This is a genomic window from Tardiphaga sp. 768_D3_N2_1 (genome assembly GCF_052076105.1).
GTDB lineage: Bacteria > Pseudomonadota > Alphaproteobacteria > Rhizobiales > Xanthobacteraceae > Tardiphaga.
Window position 1 is genome coordinate 696,093 of the sequence record NZ_CP197245.1, and the last position, 22,409, is coordinate 718,501.

The window sequence follows — 22,409 nt, forward strand, 5'->3', positions numbered from 1 at the left end:
GGGTTCCCGCGCCCCGGAACGACGAGTTTAGGGCCGAATTTCCTCGAAAATTCCCCCCGCCCCGCCCTAGCCATCGCGTCGTCATTCCGTTATAAGCCCGGCCTTATCAGCGATTTTGCCCGCGCGTTCCGTGCTGGCCGCCCGATACCGGGCGCCGATCGAAACCATCTGCCAAAACCCAAGGACTTTTCCTATGGCCGTTCCGAGAAGAAAAACATCGCCGTCGCGGCGTGGCATGCGTCGCTCGGCTGACGCGCTCAAGACCCCGACCTATGTCGAGGACAAGGACTCCGGCGAACTGCGCCGTCCGCACCACCTCGACCTGAAGACCGGCATGTACAAGGGTCGTCAGGTTCTGAAGGTGAAGAAGGAATCCTGACCACTGGATGGAGGGCAGCGCCATATCAGGTGGCGCCGCCTTCGCTCATCCACGTAAGGTCCGGATCAGGCGGGTCGAAGCGCCAGCGGGCAAGTCGAGAAAGCTGTTCAGACAATAATTCTGAACTGGTCTTCCGCCCGAATTCGCTCCAACTCTGGAGCTAATGCGTTGTCCCGGTGATGCCCTCCCGCGTCACCCCGGTGATGTCATCACTTTGGTGATGTCCTGCATCACCCACATGCGTTCTGGTTCTCTCGCTCGCAAAGAAGGCCTTCGATGGCGTCGATCGGTTTCCCGCTGCTGCTGATTCCGGTGGCGATCTGCAACATCATCGTCTTCCTGATGCCCGACCTCGCGCTGTCGGGCCCGATTCCCCTCTTCCCGATCACGCTGGTGTCCAAGGACATCTGGATGGTGACGCTCAACGACCTGCTCGTTGCGCTCAGCATTCTGTTGCTGTGGCTCGAAGTGATGCGCGCCGCCCGTCCGGCGCCGAAATATTTCACCGACCATTTCCTGTCGCTGCTGGTGTTCGGCGCAGCCGCCGCCGAATTCGTGATGCTGCCGAAATTCGGCAACGCGACCTTCTTCCTGATCACCCTGACAGCGATGGTGGATTTCCTCGCCGGCATCTCGCTGCGCGCCCGCCGTCCGCGCCGCGTCGCCGCGCCGGTCTATGCACCCGAACCCGTTCGCGCCGAACCGGCTCCGCGCCATGAGCCCGCACCGGCGCCGGTCGCTCCGACGCCTCCGCCCGCTCCCGTTCCGGCCGCAACCTCTGTCGCCGAAGCGGTGCTGACCGATCGTACCGAGCCCAGGATCGAGAAGGTCGAACGGATCGAGCCGAAGCTTGAAGCGACCCCGGTCCCGCCGGAAGTCGTGGCGCATACGTCGCCGCAGATCACATCACCGGATTTGCAGCCGGGTGGTGTCGCGCCGGACAACAAGCCGAAGGCGTAAGCGACAAATCCCTCAGTCCGCCGTCCGCGCGAAAGCGGGGACGACAGCGAAAAGTCTCGCGTCAGATTACGCGCTGCGTGCGGTTGATCGCCGGTCCCGCAACATTCACCTTCGCCACCGCCCGATAGGCCGCTTCGACATCGGCAACATCCGCGCGGCGCAGCACCCGCGTTTGCGGCGCCTGTTCGGCCGTCGCGATCAGATGCGCAATGAAGGATGCGTCGGGCCGTGCCACGCGCGACGACACCGGCGCAGTATGCTGCACCGGCTCAAGCCGCGTCAGCGCAACGCTCTCGATGCCTGCCGACTCCTTTTCGACCACGAAATCGCCCGCGCGCCGCATCGGATGCGGTGTCGTGGGGTAAGCTCGGGTCGCGGAAATCGACATCGTTAACGGCGCTCGCGTCTCAATTCGGGACGAGGGTTGCCCCTCCGCCCTCTGCGTCGCAAGGGTCGTGCCGCTGCTCTCCACAAGGTAAATCCGGGCCTGATCAGGCCTGCGAAGGCCTGCCCGGCTACGCTTTCTTAAGACTTTAGGAACTTTGACTAACGATTGTGGCGATCTGAGCCGTATTGTCGGGGGGCGAATCACCCGACGGCGTCCCAAAACGAGGCGACTTTGACATCCGCTGTTTCCCAGAGCGCCGATTCTTCCTCAAAGGCAGGTCGCGCTTCCGAGCCGCAGGCAGCAGAGATTCTGGCCGCACTCGGCCAGGCCGCCTTCATCTGGGACATCGCCAGCGACCGGATCACCTGGACTGATCAGGCGAGCGCGATCTTCACCGACATTCCCGCCGCGACCATCGCCAGCGGCGCCGAACTGGCGACTCTCATTGAGCCGCAGCGCAGCATTCGCACCGAGGCGCTGGCCAAGGCACTCGCTTCCGGCGGCGGCACCTACCGGATCGAATACGGACTACGCGCCTCCACCGCCGCCGCCGTGCTGTGGCTCGAGGAAAGCGGCAACTGCCGCGCCGATACCGATGGCAAGGCGGTACGTGTCGAAGGCGTCGTCCGCATCAACAACGAACGCCATGCCCGCGACGAACAACTGCTGAAACTCGCGCAGCACGATCCCGTCACCGGCGAGCTCAATCGCACGCATCTTCTGGCATCCCTCGCGGAAGCCATCGAGGAAGCGACACGCTTTCGCTCGTCCTTTGCCTTCATGCTGATCGGCATCGATCATCTGGCGCGGATCAACGACGCTTTCGGCTTCGATATCGCCGATGAAGTGATCGTCGAGATCGCCAAGCGGATTCGCCTGCGGCTGCGCGGCGGCGACGTGATGGGACGTTTCTCCGGCAACAAGTTCGGCCTGATCCTGAAGAACTGCACCGTTGACGATGCCACGGTCGCCGCAGAACGCTTCCTGTCCGGCATTCGCGACGAGATCATCCCGACACAGTCCGGCCCGGTCTCCGCGACCGCCACCATCGGCGCCGTCAGCGTTCCCCGCTATGCGCAGAACGTCAACGAAGCCGTCAACCGCGCGCAGGAAACGCTCGATGGCGCCAAGCGCCGGCGCCATGGCTCATTTGCCATGTGGCGGCCGAATGTGGAGCGCGATACGCAGCGCCGCGTCAATATCCGCGTCACCGACGAGATCGTCACTGCGCTGAACGAGCGCCGCATCGTCACCGCCTTCGAGCCCGTGATGCATGCCGACAGTCGCACGCCCGCTTTCTATGAAGCGCTGGTGCGCATGAAACAGGATGACGGACAGTTGCTGCTGGCGCCGGACATCGTGCCGGTGGCCGAGAAGCTCGGCCTGATCCGGCTGGTCGATCACCGGGTGCTCGAACTCGTCGTCGCCGAACTCGCCGCCGCACCGGATGTACAGCTGTCGCTGAACATTTCGCCCGACACGACGATGGACCCGGACTGGTGGACCTCCATCGAGTCGATGATGCGTGCGCATCCCGGCGTCGCGCAGCGGCTGATCGTCGAGATCACCGAGACCGTGGCCATCCATGACCTCGACGACGTTCGCGGCTTCGTCACGCGGCTGAAGAATTTCGGCAGCCGCATCGCCATCGACGATTTCGGCGCCGGCTACACCTCGTTCCGCAACCTCCGCAAGCTCGGCGTGGACATCGTCAAGATCGACGGCGCCTTCGTGCAGAACATCGCGCATTCCGCCGACGACCGTGCTTTCGTGCAGACCCTGATCGATCTCTGCCACCGGCTGAACATCAAGACCGTCGCCGAATGGGTGCAGGACGAAACCTCCGCCGTGATGCTGCGCGACTGGGGCTGCGACTACATTCAGGGCCGCCTCACCGGCCTCGCGTCATCCGCGCGCCCGTGGCTGGACCCGGCGCCATTGCCGAAGCCGGCGGTGGGGTGACCGTTCTTACCTCGCCCCGCTTGCGGGGAGAGGTCGACTTTCACATGCGCAGCATGTGGAAGGCGGGTGAGGGGGAGCCTGAGAGCAAAACTCTGACTCCCCCTCACCCGTCGCGACGAGCTACGCTCGTCACGCCACCCTCTCCCCGCAAGCGGGGAGAGGGAATGAACACGGGGGACACATGACATTCATCGGTAATCTTCTGACCGCGCTGGTCGCTGCGCTGCACATCTATTTTCTCGTGCTGGAAATGTTTCTCTGGCAGAAGCCGCAGGGCCTGAAGACCTTCAGGAACACGCCAGAGAAAGCCGAGATCACCGCGGTGCTCGCCGCCAATCAGGGCCTCTATAACGGCTTCCTCGCCGCCGGTCTGATCTGGGGCCTGCTGCATTCCGCGCCAGCCTTTGCATTCCAGATCAAGGCATTCTTCCTGCTCTGCGTGATCGTGGCCGGCGCCTATGGCGCAGCAACGGTGAGCAAGCGCATTCTTTATGTGCAGGCCGCGCCGGCAGCGCTGGCGCTGATCGTGTTGTGGCTGGCGAAGTGACTTAGCTGCGACACGCGCCGGTGCGCTCCTTCTCTCCGTTCTCGGGCGAAGCGAAGCTTCGCTAGGCGGGGAGAAGGGTGAGATGAGGGGCACAGCACTCGGCCTGCCACCATCCGACATTCCCGGATCACACCGCGAAACGCCCCTCATCGTCAGTATTCGCGGCGACGACAGCGCGCTGCCCCTTACCCGCCGCGAAGGCGCGACGACCTCTCCCCACAAAGAGTGGGGAGAGGTTAAGGGAAGTGCCTATCTCCTCGCCTTGCCAACGCGAAATCCTTGCCTCACACTCCCTGCTAACGACGGCGCCCGGAGGGGAACGACTGTCGAGTGACATATCATCAGGGAAGGCAACGACATGAGAACTACGCTTCTTCATTGGGTCGCCACGTCTGTGCTGGCGACCGCGCTATCCGCCACATCGGCCATGGCGCAGAAGAAATACGATCCCGGCGCCACCGACACCGAGATCAAGATCGGCCAGACCGTGCCATTCTCCGGCCCCGCATCGGCCTATTCGTCGATCGCCAAGACGCAGCTCGCTTATTTCAAGATGGTCAACGAGCAGGGCGGCATCAATGGCCGCAAGATCAACCTGATCCAGTATGACGACGCCTATTCGCCGCCCAAGGCCGTGGAGCAGGTGCGCAAGCTCGTCGAGAGCGACGAGGTGCTGCTGACCTTCCAGATCATCGGCACGCCGTCCAATGCCGGCGTGCAGAAATATCTCAACACCAAGGGTGTGCCGCAACTGTTCGCCGCCACCGGTGCCACGCGCTTCACCGATCCGAAGAACTTCCCCTGGACCATGGGCTACAATCCCAACTACCAGACCGAAGGCCGGATCTACGCCAAATACATCCTGAAGAACTATCCGACAGCCAAGATCGCCATCCTGTGGCAGAACGACGATCTCGGCCGCGACTATCTCACCGGCATGAAGGCCGGGCTCGGCGACAAGGCCGCGTCGATGATCGTCTCGGAGGCGTCCTATGAGCTCGCCGACCCGACCATCGACTCGCAGATCGTCAAGCTGAAGTCCTCCGGCGCCGACCTCTTGTTCAACGCCTCGACGCCGAAATTCGCCGCCCAGGCCATCAAGAAGGTGGCTGATCTCGGCTGGAAACCGGTCCACATCGTCGACATCAATGCGACTTCGGTGGGCGCGGTGCTGGTGCCCGCGGGACTCGACAATTCCAAGGGCCTCATCTCGACCAATTACGGCAAGGACCCGCTGGACCCGCAATGGAAGGACGACGCCGGCATGAAGCGCTACATGGCCTTCATGGACAAATACTATCCCGACGGCGACAAGAACTCGAACTTCAACACCTATGGCTACGGCAATGCCCAACTCATGGTGGAGGTGCTGAAGCGCTGCGGCGACGACCTCACCCGCGCCAATGTGATGAAGCAGGCCACCAGCCTGTCCGGGCTCGAAACCGACCTTCACTTGCCCGGCATGCGGCTCTCCACCTCGCCCACCGATTACCGCGTCAACAAGCAGCTGCAGATGCAGCGCTTCAACGGCGAGCGCTGGGAACTGTTCGGCCCGATCATCGAGGATGACTCGGCGGGTTAGCACACGCCGTCATCAGTATCAGAAACGCCGTCATGCCCGGCCTTGTGCCGGGCATCCACGTCTTGGGCACAGAGCACATAAGACGTGGATGGCCGGGACAAGCCCGGCCATGACGAGAGTTTGGTGCGTGTGCTAGAGGCGTCTGACGCAAGCACCGCATCGCGATCCTACGCCATCTTCGCAAACATCGTCAGCACGCCGTCGGCGATATTGATCGCCACCACCTGCGCCGAACTAATGCCCTTTTCCTTGAGCGCATTGGCCGCCGCCGGCGAGGCATCGATCGAGGCGCGCAGCGCCTTCAGGTCCTCCTCGCTGGACTTCGACACGACCTCCTCGACCTGCGCCTTCACCGCATCCGGCAATTGCTTCACATCCACTACCTGGATGCTGGAAATCTTGGCGCTGGTCCGCTCGCCGGATTTGGCCGGCGCTTTTTCAGCCTGGGTCGCAGCTCCCTGTGCGAGCACGAAACCCGGCGTGCCGAGCGAGAGAATGGCCGCAAGGGCCGTCGCTGTCATGATGCGCATGGTTGGTCCTTTCCGGTTGGGAAGGAGCAAAGCAGTAGCGGGGAAGTGTGCGGAAGGTCTGGAGACGAGGTGGCGGCGAGGTGAAAGGAATGGGGCGATAGAGTGAGGCTAATAGGCTACGAGTCATGCCTGCGACATGAATTTCGTAGAGCTCACAGGTCCCCAATTGCCATCATTCTGTGATGACCGATTACGCGTGTTCGCCTGTAACGGCCAGATTAACCCGGCCTATGCGCTGAAATAAAACAGACCATCAACTCTATGATTTCTTCTTGGCATTGGTAATCGGCTTTTTCTCCGTATCCCCATGTAGGGCTGTATCTGTCACAGTCTTTTCCACTGGTGCCGAGGCTTTCGTATTAGCTTCAGGAGAAACAGGAGCGACATCTTTTTTGCTCATTTTGGCAAGCAAAATCAACCGCTCGGCCTCCGCGAAAAATTTTTGCCCAGTCTTATTAAGGAAGCTTCTCCTGTAGCGAACTCCCGGCACCTTCTCGTTGTCAGCAAGCCCGTATGCCTGAAGCTTTGGAAACACATTAAAATAGTAGAAGTTTGACACGTCGGACGAGTTAATTTGATTTGTCACGCCATTTATCAGAGTGTCTCTGTTTCCATAGCTAACATTGAACAGATCAGTAGTAACCTCATTCTTGCCATCGTTTAGTTTGGCCGGGATTTTTATTTCGATTGCTGTAAGAATTTTAGTTAGCTCAGCGTGCGATTCTCCATCGGGCTCCGGCTTCTTTGCGGCGGCAAGTCGCAAGATGCGAATAGTCTCAAGAAGGGCAGTATTTTCTTCTCGCGCCTTCCTCAACTCCTCGCTCAGCGCCTTGCTATCCTCAACTTCGTCTGCCGCGATCCACCCCTTGAGAGCGGGATCAACTGCGAAATCAGATAGGCTCTCATAGACACAAAGCTTGATATCCTTCGCGTCTGAGAAAAACGAAGATATATTTCCAAGAACCTTGTCTCGAAACTGCTTAAGCTCTTTGGGATTCTGGTTCTCAATAACGTCTCTCCCGAATTCTTTTACCTTCAGATCAAGAGCTTCATCCTTTATCACTACTGCGAACGACGGCTTGCCGTTTGTTCGCGCGTAGTCGTATTCGAGCTCAGTATAGCTCAATCCAGTCGCAGGCTCGATTGAGCCATACCGACCTCCCAAAATCAGCATGTAAACGTCACTTTCGTCGATCCAACGCTCGATAGTGTTCATCTGAGATTTATCGCCAGCAGTAAACAGCTCCATCCCAGCTGGGATGTGGCCGGCCTTCAGAATCGCAGTAACTGCTGCTTGCCGCTCGTCAATTAGATCCGAAAAAGTGCTTGAGACAAAAACTTGCAATTTTTTCTTCACCGCTTCCTCGCCGAAACTGATTTTCAAAATTGAAGCCAATAACTACATGATTCTTTGGCCTGCGAAGCTAAGCACAACTACTCGTTGACAAGAATCGAAGCCTAGACTATATTCCTCTTCGTCCTACTCACGAGGGGCGCTTCTCGAGGGCGCTTTCGAAGTGGAGTTTGGATGCGGCGCCTGCGGACGTGCCTCGCAAGCACGGACTCGGGAGGTCGGGGGTCACCGTCCGGGCCCACTACGGGGCTCCGCCGGAAACGGCTGGACGGGTGCGGGTGAAGGCAGGCGAAAGCCTGTCCGGAACAGAGGACTTATTAGTCCTGCCCAGTACCCGGAAGCGCGGTCCCTCGAACAGAAAAGCCGCGATGGCGCGCCGAAAGGCGATGCGCGGATCGCAAGGGCTTTCGCAAAGTCCGAGCGGCACGCGAGAATGTTGAAGTTGCGCCTTTCGGCGCGTCATCCCCCTCACCTTTCGAGGGGGCAAACCGGCCCACCCGCTTTGCGCCAAAGGCGCGATACGGACGGCGCGTGGGCGGTGACGAGATTTTCCCTTTTCAGGACGTGGCTGTTTGACAGGTGAAGCGGTGCGTGAGGCCGAGAGGCAAGGTGCGTGTGTTGCGCAATGCCGATGCCCGGCGCTCTGCTGTCATCCCCGCGAAGGCGGGGATCCATACACACGGGCAGAGATAGTTAGGGCGAGATCGTCATGCCTGTCTGCGCACAACACGAACTCGGAGGTTATGGGTCCCCGCCTTCGCGGGGACGACAGCGGAGTTTGTGGAGCCATCGTGTGCAACATTCCGCACAGCAACAGTACGCATCACGGCATCAATGCCCCCAACCATGGAACCGCGTTTGCCTTACGTTAACTTCTGCGTAACCGCCCCTTAAACCGCGGCCGCTAGGCTCGCGGTATCGGGTGGCGTGGTGTTTGCGTATGGCGTGGGGCAAGAAGAAAAGCGGGCGCAAGGAGCCGACATTCGGGCTCGGCGCGGCGCTGTCCGATCTGCGCCTCACGGCGGATGATCGCGTGCCCGGCGGCGGCGATGACCGGCCGAAGAAAGCGCCGAAACAGGCGCCGAAACGCGAAAGCTCAGACGGCGGCGGCGAAAAGCCGCGCAAATCGAGAACATCGAGCAAGGCGCGCAGCTCCGGCGGCTTCGGCAAAGGCATCAAGCGGCTGTTCTACTGGGGCGCGGTGCTCGGCCTGTGGGCGGCGATCGCCATTGTCGGCGTCGTGATCTATGTCGGCGCACATCTGCCGCCGATTCAATCTTTGGAAATTCCCAAGCGCCCGCCGACGATCCAGATCGTCGGCATGGACGGCACGGTGCTGGCGACGCGCGGCGAACAGGCCGGCGCCAATGTGTCGCTGAAGGATCTGCCGCCCTATCTGCCGAAGGCGTTCATCGCGATTGAAGACCGGCGGTTCTATTCGCATTACGGCGTCGACCCGATCGGCATCGCGCGCGCGGCGGCGACCAACCTGATGCATCGCGGCGTGTCGCAGGGCGGCTCGACGCTGACGCAGCAGCTCGCCAAGAACCTGTTCCTGACGCAGGACCGCACCATGGCGCGCAAGCTACAGGAAGTGGAGCTGGCGTTCTGGCTGGAGCGCAAGCATTCCAAGGCCGAGATCCTCGAACTCTATCTCAACCGCGTCTATTTCGGCTCCGGCGCCTACGGCGTGGAAGCAGCGGCCCAAAAGTACTTCGGCAAGCCCGCCAAGAACGTCACGGTGGCGGAAGCGGCGATGCTGGCGGGGCTCGTGAAGTCGCCGTCGCGCCTCGCGCCGAACCGCAATCCGGAAGGCGCGGAGGCCCGCGCCAAGGTCGTGCTGGCGGCGATGCAGGATGCCGAATTCATCACGGCTGCGCAGGCCAAGGGCGCAACAGGCGCGCCGCAATACAACGTCAAGCCGGTCGGCGCCGGCACGGTGAATTATGTCGCCGACTGGATCGGCGAAGTGCTGGACGATCTCGTCGGCCAGGTCGACGAGAGCATCATTGTCGAGACCACCATCGATCCCAAGCTGCAAAGCGTCGCCGAAGCCGCCATCATCGACGAACTGGCGGCCAAGAGTGTGAAGTTCAACGTGACGCAGGGCGCGCTGGTGGCGATGACGCCGGACGGCTCGGTCCGCGCCATGGTCGGCGGCAGAAATTACTCCGACAGCCAGTTCAACCGCGCGGTGACCGCGAAGCGCCAGCCGGGATCGAGCTTCAAGCCCTTCGTCTATCTCACCGCCATCGAGGCGGGGCTGACGCCGGAAACGATCCGCCAGGACGCGCCGATCGACATCAAGGGCTGGAAGCCGGAGAACTACACCCACGAATATTTCGGCTCGGTGACGCTGACCCAGGCGCTGGCGATGTCGCTGAACACGGTGGCCGTGCGGCTCGGCCTCGAGGTCGGCCCGCAGAATGTCGTGCGCACGGCGCATCGGCTGGGCATCGCCTCGAAACTGGAAGCCAATGCCTCGATCGCGCTCGGCACCTCCGAAGTGTCGATGACCGAACTGGTCGGCGCCTATGCGCCCTTCGCCAATGGCGGCCTCGGCGTGTCACCCCATGTGGTGAACCGCATCCGCACGGTGGAAGGCAAAAAGAAGACGCTGTATACGCGGCCGGCGGAGACGGCGAGCCAGGTGATCGATGCCCGCGCCGTGGCTGCCATGAACACGATGATGCAGCAGACGATCTTGTCCGGCAGCGCCAAGAAGGCTGAACTGCCGGGCTGGTTCGCCGCGGGCAAGACCGGCACCAGCCAGGATTTCCGCGACGCCTGGTTCATCGGCTACACCTCGCAGCTCGTCACCGGCGTCTGGCTCGGCAATGACGACAATTCGCCGACCAAGAAGGCGACCGGCGGCGGACTGCCCGTGGAGATCTGGTCGCGCTTCATGAAGACGGCGCATCAGGGCCTGCAGCCGCAGCCCGTGCCAGGTCTCGCGCCGTCGAATTCGTTCAGCAACAATCCGATCGGCCAGGCACTGTCGAGCCTGCTGCCGGGATCGAGCGCGCCGCCGCCATCAGCGCCGCCAGAACGCGGCTATGTGCCGAGCGCGCCCGTCTATAACGGCTATCGCCCGCAGCCGCCGGCACCGACGCAAACCAACTACCCCGCCGCGCGCCAGCAGCCACAGCAAAACGTGCGGCCGGAAGCCGCGAGCGGACTGGATGGTTGGCTGACGGAGCGGTTGTTCGGGAGATAGTGAGCGGGCCGTCCCGGACACGCGATGCACAGCACCGCGGCCGGGACCAAGAGCTCAGTCCTGCACGCCGAAGCGATGCAGGTCGTTGCCATGGGTATCGAGCCAGGCCTTGGCGCGTTCGGTCGCCGGGCAGATGCGCCCGACCACGCGCCAGAACTTCACCGAGTGGTTCATCTCGACGAGATGCCCGACTTCATGGGCCGCGAGATAGTCCAGCACGAAGGGCGGCGCGAGGATCAGACGCCATGAGAACGACAGCGATCCCTCGGTGGTGCAGGACCCCCAGCGGCTCGACTGATCGCGGATCGAGATCCGCTTCACCTTGACGTTCAGCTGCGCCGCATAGCGGTTCGATGCCTTGACGAGATCGGCCTTGGCTTCGCGCTTGAGGAAATCGTGGATACGTCGGTCCATATGCTCGACATCACCGGCGACGCAGATGATCTTCTCGCCGTTGTCGCGGGTCTCGGTCCACACCGTCCCCCGCCCTGCACGGTGCACGATTCGATGCGGAGTTCCCCGCAGCGGAACTGTCGTGCCGTGTTCGAATGGTGCAGCCTTCGGCAAACGACCGAGACGCGCGGCGATCCAGGCGCCGTGACGCTGTGCGAAGTCCTTCGCATCGGTCAATGACCCACGCGGCGGCATGGTCAGGATGGCTTCGCGCTCGCTCGGATGAATGCGCAGCGTATAACGCGTCGCACGGCGGTGCCTGCGCAGGCGTATGGCGAAGATCTGGGAGCCGTGTTTGACGGCAAGCGTGTCTGGTTCGGTGGGGCGGCGATAGAGAAGTGCGCGGAAGGCCATGTCAGTAGTCCCGGTCGTCAGTAGATCGACCGGATTCTGCCATAACCGCCGCCACGGGAATTGCTCGGCGCAAAAACAAATCATTTGCCCAATATACGGGGTCAAAAGGCGATTTGTCCCCTACCGGATGGGGTCCGGAACAGGAATCCTGATTCAAAAGAACGTTGAACTTCGGAATCTAAGAGTGAATCGCGCACCGCTGCTAGAAATAGGCGGAAAATCCGGTTTCCATGCCTGTTTTCAAGGGCTTAGAAAGCGCGCCATCGCAACTCATACGCGATCATCGCGCATTTCAACGACACTGTTTTTGATTCAGCGATGTTGATCGCGCGCATGCGATGACGATGTATCATCATCGCATGCGCTTGTAGTGAATCACTCTGCAGCGGCGGCGCGATGCCGTCCGTTCGCTGCACTCAGCATGAAGTCAGATACACGCGGCACGATTTCAGATTTGAATCGCGATCCATTGAACACGCCGTAGTGCCCAACGCCCTTCTGAACGTAATGCACACGACGATCGTCAGGGATCGAACTGCACAACATATGCGTCGCTTCGGTCTGACCGAGACCCGAGATGTCGTCGTTCTCGCCTTCGACGGTCATCAGCGCAACATTGACGACCTTTGAGGGATCAACAGGCTTGCCGCGATGGGTCATCTCGCCCTTCGGCAGTGCGTGTTTGACGAACACGGTGTCGACCGTTTGCAGGTAATACTCTGCGGTCAGATCCATCACCGCCAGATATTCGTCGTAGAAGTCGCGATGTTTGTCGACGAGGTCGCCATCGCCCTTCACGAGGTTCTCAAACAGCTTCTTGTGCGCATCCATGTGGCGGTCGAGATTCATGCTGATGAAGCCGTTCAGCTGCAGGAATCCCGGATAAACGTCGCGCATCACGCCCGGATGCGGGAATGGCACCTTGGTGATGACGTTATTGCGGAACCAGTCGATGCCTTTTTCCGCGGCCAGATTGTTCACGGCGGTTGGATTGCGGCGTGTATCGATCGGCCCGCCCATCAGCGTCATCGAAACAGGCACGTAGGGATCGTTGTCGGCTTCCATCACGGAGACGGCGGCGAGCACCGGCACTGCGGGCTGACAGACAGCGAGCACATGGACGTTGCCACCGAGCACGTGGAACATCTCGATCACATAGTCGATGTAGTCTTCGAGATCGAAACGGCCCGCGGCCAGCGGCACCTGACGCGCATCCGACCAGTCGGTGATGTAGACATCATGGGTCGGCAGGAAGGCTTCGACGGTACCACGCAGCAATGTCGCGTAGTGACCGGACATCGGCGCCACGATCAACACGCGCGGCTGCGGTGCGCGCAGCGGACGCGGATGCTTGCGATCGAAATACAGCAGGCGGCAGAACGGTTTTTCCCACACCGAGCGGATCTCGACCGGCGTGCGAACGCCGTTCACTTCGGTATCGTGGAGACCCCATTCCGGCTTGCCGTAGCGGCGTGTGGTGCGCTCGAACAATTCGCAACCCGCCGTCACCGACTTGCCGAATTCGGTTCGCGAGAACGGATTCAGCGGATTCTGAAACAGCATCCTGGTAGCGTCTGTCATCGCGCGCGCCGGATTGAGCGCCGCGTAGGCCATCTCATACATCCAGTACATCGGGGTGGTCAGAGCCGGGCTCGTCTCCGACGGCAGGGCTGGCGGCCTGCCAAATTCACCTATCGGCATCTGTCCTCACTTGATTGGCGTCTGCTTTCGCACTGCAGTATATACTGGTGTCTGCGTAAGAAAGCGTCAATGCGCCGCACGCACGGCTTTCAGGCCATTGGCGGTAAAAACGGCGGTTATCCCTTGATAAATGGTCTTATTCGCCGCCGGAAATCAGTGATCCGGCGCGCCTGGCGCTGTTCAAAAGCCCAAGAAATATCGCGAATGACACAATAAACAGCACCACGTTGATCGCCAGCGCGGTGAGCATCAGGTCGGCGCGGAAGGTGTGATCGAACAGCAGCGCCCGCATGCCCTCGAACACATAGGTCGGTGGCAAGGCCCAGGCGATATATTGCAGCCACGCCGGCAGCACCGAGACAGGATAATAGACGCAGGCCAGCGGCATCAGCCCGAACATCAGAGTCCAGACGATGCTCTCGGCGCCAAGGCCGTAGCGCAGCACCAGACCGGACACGAAGATACCGAGCGACCAGCTGGTGAAGATCAGATTGCAGAAGAAGGCGATCAGCGGCAGGCCGAAGGCGAACAGGTTGAATTCGAAGAACATGATGGCGAGGGCCACCATCGGGACGATGCCGATGGCGAGGCGGATCAGGCTCATGATCATCAGCGAGATCAGAAACTCGATCGGCTTCAGCGGGCTCATCATCAGATTACCGAGATTGCGCGCCCACATTTCCTCGAGGAAGGAGATGGAGAAGCCAAGCTGGCCGCGAAACAGGATGTCCCACAGGATCACCGCGCCGATCAGCGTGCCGCCCGCCTGGGCGAAGAACCCGGCATTCTGCGAGATGTAGTTCTGCAGGAAGCCCCAGGTGATGATCTGCAGCGCCGGCCAATAGATCAGTTCCAGCATCCGCGGCCAAGACGACACCAGCAGATACCAGTAGCGCAGCACCATCGCATTGATGCGATGCATGGCAATGCCGTGTGACCGCTCCACGAGGCTCATGGTGCCTGCTCCCGGTCGCGGCCACGCGCGACATCGAGGAACACCTCTTCCAGCGTCGTGCGATTATAGCGCAGCAGAATCTGCTCCGGGCTGTCGTCGTCCTCGATGCGGCCTTTCTTCATGATGATGACGCGGTCGCATAGCCGCTCGACTTCCAGCATGTTGTGCGAGGCCAGGAGAATCGTGGCGTTGTGGCCCTTGCGATAGGTCTCGATATGTCGCCTGATCCAGTCGGCCGTATCCGGGTCGAGCGAGGCTGTTGGCTCATCAAGCAGCAGCAGCTCCGGCTCGTTGATCAGCGCCTTGGCCAGCGCAACACGGGTTTTCTGGCCTGCGGAGAGCTTGCCGCTGGCGCGGTCGAGAAATTCGGTGAGGTCGAGATCTTCAGCCAGTTGCGCGATGCGGTCCTTGAGATCCCGCACGGCATAGAGCTTTCCGAACACGGTGAGGTTTTGCCGGACCGTGAGCCGCATCGGCATGTCGACATAGGGGCTTTCAAAATTCATCCGGCCGAGCACTTCGGCTGATTGCGCCGGCATCGCACAACCGAGCACCGAAACCTTCCCCGAGGTCGGCAGCGTCAGCCCCATGATCATGGCGATGGTGGTGGTCTTGCCAGCGCCATTGCCACCGAGCAGGCCGGTAATGCTGCCGCGCGCGATCCTGAACGAGATGTCGTCCACCGCGAGGTTGGTCTTGTAGAGTTTGACGAGATGCGCGACGTCGATCGCCGCCGACGCGTTGCGATCGACCGTCGCCGCATGACCTGACTTGATGTCTTCAATCGTCATTGCGGCCGTTCCATGCGGCATTGTGGCCGGGAAGGCAAGCTTGGGCGCTTCAAGTGGCCGCAGCCCACCTGGGTTTGTGGTCATCGCCCGGTACGTCTAATGTCCTGATATGACCGATATTTCCGCCTCCGACTTCCGCCAGCCGCGCCGCTATGTTCGCCTCGACACGATCCTGCGGCTACGCTGGCTCGCGGCGCTCGGCCAGTTGGCGGCGATCTTTGTCGTGGTCCAGGGCCTTGAATACGACGTCGCCATCATCCCCTGCGTCACGATCATCGGCCTGTCGGCGACCCTCAATCTCGTTCTGCAGACGCTGTTCAACCCGGTCCACCGGCTGGAACCGCTCTTCGCTGCCGCCCTCCTCGCGCTCAATATCATCGAGCTCGCGGGCCTCCTCTATTGCACCGGCGGATTGCAGAATCCGTTCTCGTTCCTGTTTCTGGCGCCGGTGCTGATCTCGGCGACCGCACTGCCGACGCGATTCACCATCGCGCTTGGCGTTCTCGCCGCGGCCTCTGCCACCGTGCTGGCCTTCTTTCACCTGCCGCTGCCGTGGGACTCGGCGGAGCCGCTGGTGCTCCCGCAGATCTATCTGCTCGGCGTCTGGTTCTCGATCCTGACCGCCATCGGCGTCACCAGCCTCTATGCGTTTCAGGTCACCGAGGAAGCCCGCAAGCTTTCGGACGCGCTCGCCGCCACCGAGCTGGTGCTGACGCGCGAGCAGCATTTGACCCAGATCGACGGCCTCGCCGCCGCTGCCGCGCATGAATTGGGGACGCCGCTCTCGACCATTTTCCTGATCTCCCGGGAGCTTGAGAAGAACATTCACAACAACCCGGAGCTCGCCGACGACCTCAAGACTGTCCGCGAGCAAGCGCAACGCTGCCGCGAGATTCTGTCCAAGATCACGCAGTTGAATTCGAGCGGGGCACCATTCGACCGCATGCCGCTCTCGCAGCTGATCGAGGAGGCCGTGGCGCCGCACCGCGACTTTGGCATTGCCATCAAGATACGTATCGCTGTCGCCAACGCGCCCGAACCGGCGGGCATGCGCAATCCGGCGATCCTTTACGGCGTCGGCAATATTCTAGAGAATGCGGTCGATTTCGCACGGGAGCAGGTCGAGGTGAACGCCTGGTGGAATGCGGAAAGTATCGTGATCTCGATCTCGGACGATGGTCCGGGCATTCCGCCGGACCTGCTGAAGCGGATCGGCGAGCCCTATCTGTCGCGCCGGCGGCCCGCCGAGGAGGGCGAACATCGCGGCCTCGGCCTCGGCGTGTTCATCGCACGCACGCTGCTGGAGCGCACAGGCGCCAGAGTCACTTTCAGCAATCGTGTCTTTCCGGATCACGGCGCGGTGGTGCAGATCTCGTGGCCGCGCGACGCGTTCGAGACTGCGGACCAGTTGGCTGATGTCGACTGATACAAGTCTCACTACCGCGTGAACGCAGCCGACAATTGCACCTCATTGACAGCTCGACGCCTTTGAGCCAATTTTACCTTGGTTGATACGACCTGCCGGTTGCGCCCTGAATGGGACGGTGAACGTATCACTTCCTTTGCCGACACCCTTTGTCCGAGCGACCGGGTCAGCAACGCAACCACCTGATGCCTCCTGGTTCGCTCATGCAAAGGACGCAACAGATGCGCGATTTTCGCGATGCAAAGGCTATGGCGCAGACCCTGCGCGAAAACCTCATCACCAAAGCCGTCACGATCAGTCACAGCGAAAGCCTGGAGCTGATATCGAGAATATTAGGTGTCGCTGACTGGAATACTTTGTCGGCGATGCTGCAGGTCGGTCGAACTTCGCCAGAAACGCCGACTATCAAGCTTCAAACCGGAATATCAAGCTACCCGGCCATTCCGCTGAGAGATCTCGTTCCATTCCCGACAACGACCTACCCGCTTTTTGTCGGACGGGAGAAAACCATACTCGCTCTGAAAGATGCCTTCGAGCGACAGCGGGAGGTCGTGCTCGCTATTCAAAAGAACGAAACTGTCGACGAACCTGGCTTCGAGGACATCTACGACATTGGCGTTCTCGCCCAGTTGCTTGAAGTTCAAAGGCTTGATGACGGCACACTCAGGGTTTTGGCACAGGGACGTCAACGCGTCATGATCCAGCGCTTCGTAGGCGAGACCGGCTCTTATAAAGCCGATGTTGCAGGCGTGAGGGAGGGTCCTATTCCTGATGAGCCCGAACTGATCCAGCGGGCAGTCAAGCGGTTCGAGAGCTACGTTTCGGCTCACGACATGCGCATGCCACCGATTTGGCCGCCGCTGGAGAGAACCCTCGATCCCGGACGGGTCGCCGACGTCATCGCCTCGCATATCGTCCTGCCGATCAGCGAAAAGCAGAAGCTGCTAGCGACTCTCGACCCTGTAAAGAGGCTCAAGAGCGCCGATGCTCTTATCGACCTGTCGACGCTGCCGCTTTCATCCGCGCTTCACGCGACGCGGCGACGCGCTATCGAATATGCCGACCAGAGAGGCCATCAATATGCAACGTTGGAGCACCTGTTACTTGCACTGGTCGATGATGCCGATGCCGCAGCAGTGCTGCGGCATTGCAATGCCGACTTCAACACCTTGAAAGCCGACCTGATCCGCTACCTCGACAAGGAACTGAAAAATCTGACGACCGAAACCGGCAAGAATGGTCAGCCGACGGCGGCATTCGTGCGTGTGTCTCAGCGTGCTGCGATTCACGCGCAGGAGCTTGGCTGGTCTGAAGTGAAAGGGTCAAACATCCTGCTGGCCATCTTTCCCGAAACAAGAAGTCCGGCTGTCCGCCTGCTGAGCGGGCAAGGCGTCACCCAGAAGCTGGTGACTGCCTCGATCACTGGAAACACAGGGTCGGTCTGACGATGTCTGGACTTCCCAGAGTGTCGTTCACAAATGCCGGCTTGGGCGATGGTGATCGCCCGGCCGGCGGGAGAGAGTGTGTGTGATGCGCTCTGGTTAGACCGCAGGATCGGCAAACGCCGCAGCCTCCTGCATCGCGACTAGCTTGCCTTGTCTTTAATTCCGTCACGGAAGCGGTCGAGCCATCGGGCAAGGGCACCGAACGCGTCGCTGCCTTTGCCGAGAAGGCCGGACAATTCGCCTTCCGCGCGTTCGCGCAGCGTCTCCTCCCTTTCCGGCAGGGGCGGCAGGACATGGGCGAAATAGGTCCTGTCGAGCAGACGATGCAGCAACCTCTCTCCAGGGAACGCTTCGTTGTTGTTGAGCGCCCTCGCCCCCTTGAGAAGGTTGCGGATGTCGTATTGCGTCGGACTAATGTCGGCCACCTGCTTGGGCAGACCGAGCAGCGTGTACACTCCGATCCGAGCCGTGCGCACCGAAGCTTCCATCGTGAAGATGATATCGTTGCTGGTCTCGACGAATTGTCCGAGCAACGCGAGATTACTGCATCCCTCGGGCACCACGCGCGGGCGGTCGCCCGCCGCACGAGGCATGAACTGCGCGGTAATAAAGGGCATCAGCGCCGTGCGGACCTTGGTGGCCGCGGCGATCTCGCCGATCCGGTCGATTATCCCGAGGTGATGGCAAAGCTCCGCCAGGATCTCGCGGCCGGTGCATTCGGGCATCGGCTTCCTGATATAGTTGCCCTCCTTGTCCATCAGGAGCGCATAGACCCACAGCACGAGGACATCGTCGGGCTGGGTCGGAAAATGCGGCTGGCGGTTGCAGGTAAAGCTCATCACCCAGTTGGAATCGGTGAAAGTGATGATGCCGCCGGTCACCGTCTTGCCCGAATAGGGATCGTTGACCGACAGCTCCTTGAGCTTGTCGACCAGCGGCGATGGTTTGCAGGTGAGCGTCGCCGATTCCCACATCGAACCCGCAGCATTGCCGCAGAATTTCTCGGGCTTGCCGAACACCGGTGACTTCTTCGCAAGGTTGATCCACAGCGCCCAGTCACTGTCCGGGCCGGGCAATCCGGGACCGCGCTTCAAATCTGGCGCCGTGTCCATGTCGCCATAGGCTGTTCCTTCGGTCATCGAACCGGTCAGCGCGAATACCACATCGTCGGGGCCGAGCGCGATTGTCTCGTCCTGTCCGTCCACCTTGCAGCGAATGGCCGTGACAGTGCGCGTGCCGTCGGTCTCGGTCATATCGAGATCATAGGCGCGGGTGTTGAAACGCACCTGCACGCCCTTCTCCTCGAGGAGCTGAGTAAGCGGCACGACGAAACTGTCATACTGATTGTACTTCGGGAAAACGAGCGCCGACATGTCGGTCAGGCCGTCGATCGCATCGAGGAAGCGGTGCATGTAGAGCTTCACTTCCAGCAGGCTCTGCCAGTTCTCGAACGCGAACATTGAGCGCCAGAGATACCAGAAGTTCGTCTCCAGAAAACTCGCGCTGAAATAATCAGCAATGGTGATGTCGTCGAGATCTTCCTTGCGCTTGAGTAGCAGCTTGATGATTTCCCACTGATGCGCCCTGCTGAGGCCAAGCGTAGCGAAATCGCGAATCTCGCCCTGCTTGTGCATCAGGCGGGACTTCGACCAATTTGGATCGTTGTCGTTCACCAGCCGATATTCGTCGAGCACGCTGTAGCCTGCGGGCAATTCCAGCGCAGGCACATCTTGGAAGAGATCCCAGAAATTGTCATAATTCCAGTTCATCTCGCGGCCGCCGCGGATGATGTAGCCCTCTTCCCCGTTGCCGGCGCCGTCGAGCGAACCGCCGGTGATGTCCATGGCATCGAGGATCGTGATATCCTCGCCCTTCATCTGTCCGTCGCGGATCATGTAGAAGGCTGCGGCCATTCCGGCGATACCGCTCCCGATGATCCACGCCTTGCGTCCTTTGACCGACCTCACCGGCAGGGGCCGGTTACGCATATACGGCCCCATCGTATCAGGCGGCGGCAGTGTGTCCTTGGGGCCCTTACGCCAGAACGCCTTTCCGGCATCAGCCTCGATTTCCGGTTTGACTGACTGGCGTTGCGGTGGGGTGGAACTCTTGTCGGACATGATCTTCCTTGCTTCTGATTGATCGGTAATCAGGGAATCTCATTTAGACAGTGTCGTGTTGCCGATGTCGTTTGATATGCGTCAAAGAACGAGCCATCACACGTCATTGTGTAGCCGACCAGGACAGTCGCGTCGCAGTAAACTGACTAGACCGCAGGATCGGGAACCGCCGCAGCCTGCTGCACCGCGCGGCGCTTGACGAAACCCGCCGTCACCAGCGCCACCAGACCGAGAATGACCGGCGGGAAAACCACAGCATTGACCGTGGACCAGCCGTAATTCGCCAGCAACTGGCCGGACGAGAATGACCCCACGGCCATCAGACCAAACACCAGGAAGTCGTTGAAGGCCTGCACCTTGTTGCGCTCCTGCGGCCGATGGGTCTCCAGCACCAGCGCAGAGGCGCCAATGAAGCCGAAGTTCCAGCCGAGACCGAGCACGACGAGACAGACCCAGAAATGCATCGCGCTGATGCCGGCAATGCCAATCACCGCGGCGATTGCTTCCAGCGCCAGACCTGCAGCCACGACCTTCGACGCGCCGAAGCGTGCGATCAGCGATCCGGTGAAGAAGCTCGGACCATACATCGCCACTATGTGCCACTGCAGGCCGAAATTGGAATCGCTCAGCGTGAGCCCGCAAAGCTTCATCGCCAGCGGAGCCGAGGTCATCACCAGATTCATCATGGAATAGGACACCACGCCACAAATTGCGGCTGCGATGAAGCGTGGCTGCCTTACGATCTCAAGCAACGGTCTGCCACCATGCATGTCCGCAGGCGCGGGCCTCGGCGCATCCACTGTGGAGAGCAAGGCCATCGCAATCAGGGCGACCACCGCCTGTGCTGCGAAGCTCGCAGCAAACAGATAGGGCGACCAGATATCCATCGTCCATTGCACGAGCTGCGGGCCAAGCACGCCGGCGAACACGCCACCAGCCATCACCCAGGAGACAGCTTTCGGGCGATAGGCCGGGCTGGCGCCATCTGCCGCCGCGAACCGATAGGACTGCGCGACAGCACCATAGAAGCCGCCGAAGAATGTCGCGCAGCAGAACAGGGCGAACGACGCTTTCAGAATCGCGATGGCACCGAGCGCACCGCAAAGTGCTCCTGCGCCGCTGCCGACGATGAAGGCGACGCGGCGACCATAGGCGCGGGAGATCATGCCGACCGGCAGCGTCCCACAGGCAAGGCCGACGACATAGACCGAGATCGGCACCGTGGCGAGCGACGCGCTCGGCGACAGCGTTGCGCCGACGATGGCGCCTGTTGCGAAGATGACTGCGGAATTGGCACCGCCAAGCGCCTGCGCTGCCGCCAGCCTGATCACATTGGAGTGTGCGCGCGCATCGTCGTGAAACTCTGGGGTAGCTGTGTCGATCATGGGGAAATCCGCCCGGATGTGGCCCGGTTCATCCCGGGGCCTTTGTTCGGTGCGACTATGGCGACCACCCTGTGGCAGATCAACACATGCCAGCGCGCACACACCATGCGTTATTCAGTCGGGCGACCGGGCGAAGACCAGGATCAGATTGTTGGCTGGCATCTCGATGACGTCTGCGAGATTGAGACCCAAGCTCTCGGCCACACGCTCCAGCTCCTCGACATCGCGCACACCCCATTCAGGATTGCCATCGCGCAGGCTGGTGTCGAACACCGCATTACTCACGGCGGTATGTTTGCCGCCGCGCTTGAACGGGCCGTAGATAAAAAGGCGCCCGTCCGGCCGCAGATATTTTGCAGCGCCCGCGAGCAAACCTTCGGCGACGGGCCATGGCGCAATGTGGACGACATTGGCGCAGAACACTGCGAGCAGAGCGCCCGGGCCGTTGCCGTTCTCCAACTCCGGGCACCATGCGGGATCCAGGAGATCGATTCGCAGCGGCGGCCTGACATTCGTCAATTGCGCATGGGTGCGCCAGGCGGCGATGCTTTTGAGATGGGCATCGTTGAGGTCGCTCGGCCACCAGGTGATGTCAGGCGTTTGTCCAGCGAAGTGAATGACATGCTGGCCGGTGCCACTGCCGACTTCCACAACGTCGCCGCAAGACTGACCCAGGAAAGTCGCAAGAACCCGCCAGATCGCCTCGTGGTTGCGATGGAAAGCTGCGGCATCGAGCCGGCCATCATCTTCCACGCGTCGGCCATCCCTACCGAATTCGACCACATATTCTGCCATCAGGCCCTCACTGCTGCCGGCAATATCCCGAACTTGCCTTCACGAACAAGAGAAGAAAGGGATCG

18 protein-coding genes are annotated in these 22,409 nt (G+C 60.9%); 8 read left to right on the top strand and 10 right to left on the bottom strand.

The window, feature by feature from the left end:
• The first annotated feature begins 193 nt into the window (after positions 1-193).
• Together rpmF and AB8A27_RS03315 are read left to right on the top strand one after the other, a co-directional pair.
• Entirely contained in the window at positions 194-379 is a 186-nt protein-coding gene (gene rpmF / locus AB8A27_RS03310) for a 50S ribosomal protein L32 (protein ID WP_068732923.1), read from the top strand.
• A gap of 276 nt (positions 380-655) precedes the next feature.
• Positions 656-1,339: a hypothetical protein gene (locus tag AB8A27_RS03315; RefSeq protein WP_441240665.1), complete on the top strand. Its 684-nt coding sequence runs from the start codon at positions 656-658 to the stop codon at positions 1,337-1,339.
• A gap of 61 nt (positions 1,340-1,400) precedes the next feature.
• On the opposite strand, the gene AB8A27_RS03320 is transcribed toward AB8A27_RS03315, so the two are convergent.
• A complete protein-coding gene (locus tag AB8A27_RS03320; protein ID WP_441240666.1) occupies positions 1,401-1,727 on the bottom strand; it encodes a hypothetical protein in 327 nt (108 codons plus the stop codon).
• A 231-nt stretch (positions 1,728-1,958) separates the two neighbouring features.
• Here AB8A27_RS03320 and AB8A27_RS03325 point away from each other — a divergent pair, with 231 nt between their 5' ends.
• The 3 genes from AB8A27_RS03325 to AB8A27_RS03335 all read left to right on the top strand — a co-directional run bounded on the left by AB8A27_RS03325 (position 1,959) and on the right by AB8A27_RS03335 (position 5,818).
• Entirely contained in the window at positions 1,959-3,689 is a 1,731-nt protein-coding gene (locus tag AB8A27_RS03325; protein WP_441240667.1) for an EAL domain-containing protein, read from the top strand.
• Positions 3,690-3,870: 181 nt separating this feature from the next.
• Positions 3,871-4,236 carry a DUF1304 domain-containing protein gene (locus tag AB8A27_RS03330; RefSeq protein ID WP_439094971.1) on the top strand — a complete coding sequence of 122 codons (366 nt, stop codon included), beginning with the start codon at positions 3,871-3,873 and terminating at the stop codon, positions 4,234-4,236.
• Positions 4,237-4,594: 358 nt separating this feature from the next.
• The gene (locus tag AB8A27_RS03335) at positions 4,595-5,818 is read left to right on the top strand and encodes an ABC transporter substrate-binding protein (RefSeq protein ID WP_441240668.1); all 1,224 of its coding nucleotides are present in this window, start codon (positions 4,595-4,597) and stop codon (positions 5,816-5,818) included.
• A gap of 167 nt (positions 5,819-5,985) precedes the next feature.
• Here AB8A27_RS03335 and AB8A27_RS03340 read toward each other — a convergent pair whose 3' ends face one another.
• Positions 5,986-6,348 (bottom strand): hypothetical protein, encoded by a 363-nt coding sequence (locus AB8A27_RS03340; RefSeq protein ID WP_441240669.1) that lies wholly within the window; start codon positions 6,346-6,348, stop codon positions 5,986-5,988.
• A gap of 259 nt (positions 6,349-6,607) precedes the next feature.
• Complete coding sequence (locus AB8A27_RS03345) at positions 6,608-7,744, bottom strand: DUF4062 domain-containing protein (protein WP_441240670.1); 1,137 nt, start codon at positions 7,742-7,744, stop codon at positions 6,608-6,610.
• 898 nt (positions 7,745-8,642) lie between these two features.
• Here AB8A27_RS03345 and AB8A27_RS03350 point away from each other — a divergent pair.
• The gene (locus AB8A27_RS03350; RefSeq protein WP_441240671.1) at positions 8,643-10,919 is read left to right on the top strand and encodes a transglycosylase domain-containing protein; all 2,277 of its coding nucleotides are present in this window, start codon (positions 8,643-8,645) and stop codon (positions 10,917-10,919) included.
• A gap of 54 nt (positions 10,920-10,973) precedes the next feature.
• Here the strand turns inward: AB8A27_RS03350 and AB8A27_RS03355 are convergent, their stop codons facing one another.
• The 4 genes from AB8A27_RS03355 to AB8A27_RS03370 form a co-directional block, all read right to left on the bottom strand.
• Positions 10,974-11,810, bottom strand: a complete 837-nt coding sequence (locus AB8A27_RS03355) for a M48 family metallopeptidase (protein ID WP_441240672.1) — start codon at positions 11,808-11,810, stop codon at positions 10,974-10,976.
• 291 nt (positions 11,811-12,101) lie between these two features.
• A complete protein-coding gene (locus AB8A27_RS03360) occupies positions 12,102-13,427 on the bottom strand; it encodes a polyhydroxyalkanoate depolymerase (protein WP_441240673.1) in 1,326 nt (441 codons plus the stop codon).
• Between the two features lie 136 nt (positions 13,428-13,563).
• Entirely contained in the window at positions 13,564-14,382 is an 819-nt protein-coding gene (locus tag AB8A27_RS03365) for an ABC transporter permease (RefSeq protein WP_441240674.1), read from the bottom strand.
• Positions 14,379-15,173, bottom strand: a complete 795-nt coding sequence (locus AB8A27_RS03370) for an ABC transporter ATP-binding protein (RefSeq protein ID WP_441240675.1) — start codon at positions 15,171-15,173, stop codon at positions 14,379-14,381. Before AB8A27_RS03370 ends, AB8A27_RS03365 begins: the two co-directional genes overlap by 4 nt.
• A 109-nt stretch (positions 15,174-15,282) precedes the next feature.
• Here AB8A27_RS03370 and AB8A27_RS03375 point away from each other — a divergent pair, with 109 nt between their 5' ends.
• Both AB8A27_RS03375 and AB8A27_RS03380 read left to right on the top strand, forming a co-directional pair.
• A complete protein-coding gene (locus AB8A27_RS03375; protein ID WP_089262725.1) occupies positions 15,283-16,599 on the top strand; it encodes an ActS/PrrB/RegB family redox-sensitive histidine kinase in 1,317 nt (438 codons plus the stop codon).
• A gap of 221 nt (positions 16,600-16,820) precedes the next feature.
• Positions 16,821-18,044: an LON peptidase substrate-binding domain-containing protein gene (locus AB8A27_RS03380; protein WP_441240676.1), complete on the top strand. Its 1,224-nt coding sequence runs from the start codon at positions 16,821-16,823 to the stop codon at positions 18,042-18,044.
• A 140-nt stretch (positions 18,045-18,184) separates the two neighbouring features.
• Here the strand turns inward: AB8A27_RS03380 and AB8A27_RS03385 are convergent, their stop codons facing one another.
• The 3 genes from AB8A27_RS03385 to AB8A27_RS03395 form a co-directional block, all read right to left on the bottom strand.
• The gene (locus AB8A27_RS03385) at positions 18,185-20,164 is read right to left on the bottom strand and encodes an oleate hydratase (protein ID WP_441240677.1); all 1,980 of its coding nucleotides are present in this window, start codon (positions 20,162-20,164) and stop codon (positions 18,185-18,187) included.
• A gap of 146 nt (positions 20,165-20,310) precedes the next feature.
• Positions 20,311-21,549, bottom strand: a complete 1,239-nt coding sequence (locus tag AB8A27_RS03390) for an MFS transporter (protein WP_441240678.1) — start codon at positions 21,547-21,549, stop codon at positions 20,311-20,313.
• 114 nt (positions 21,550-21,663) lie between these two features.
• Positions 21,664-22,344: a DUF938 domain-containing protein gene (locus tag AB8A27_RS03395; RefSeq protein WP_441240679.1), complete on the bottom strand. Its 681-nt coding sequence runs from the start codon at positions 22,342-22,344 to the stop codon at positions 21,664-21,666.
• Positions 22,345-22,409: the final 65 nt, after the last annotated feature.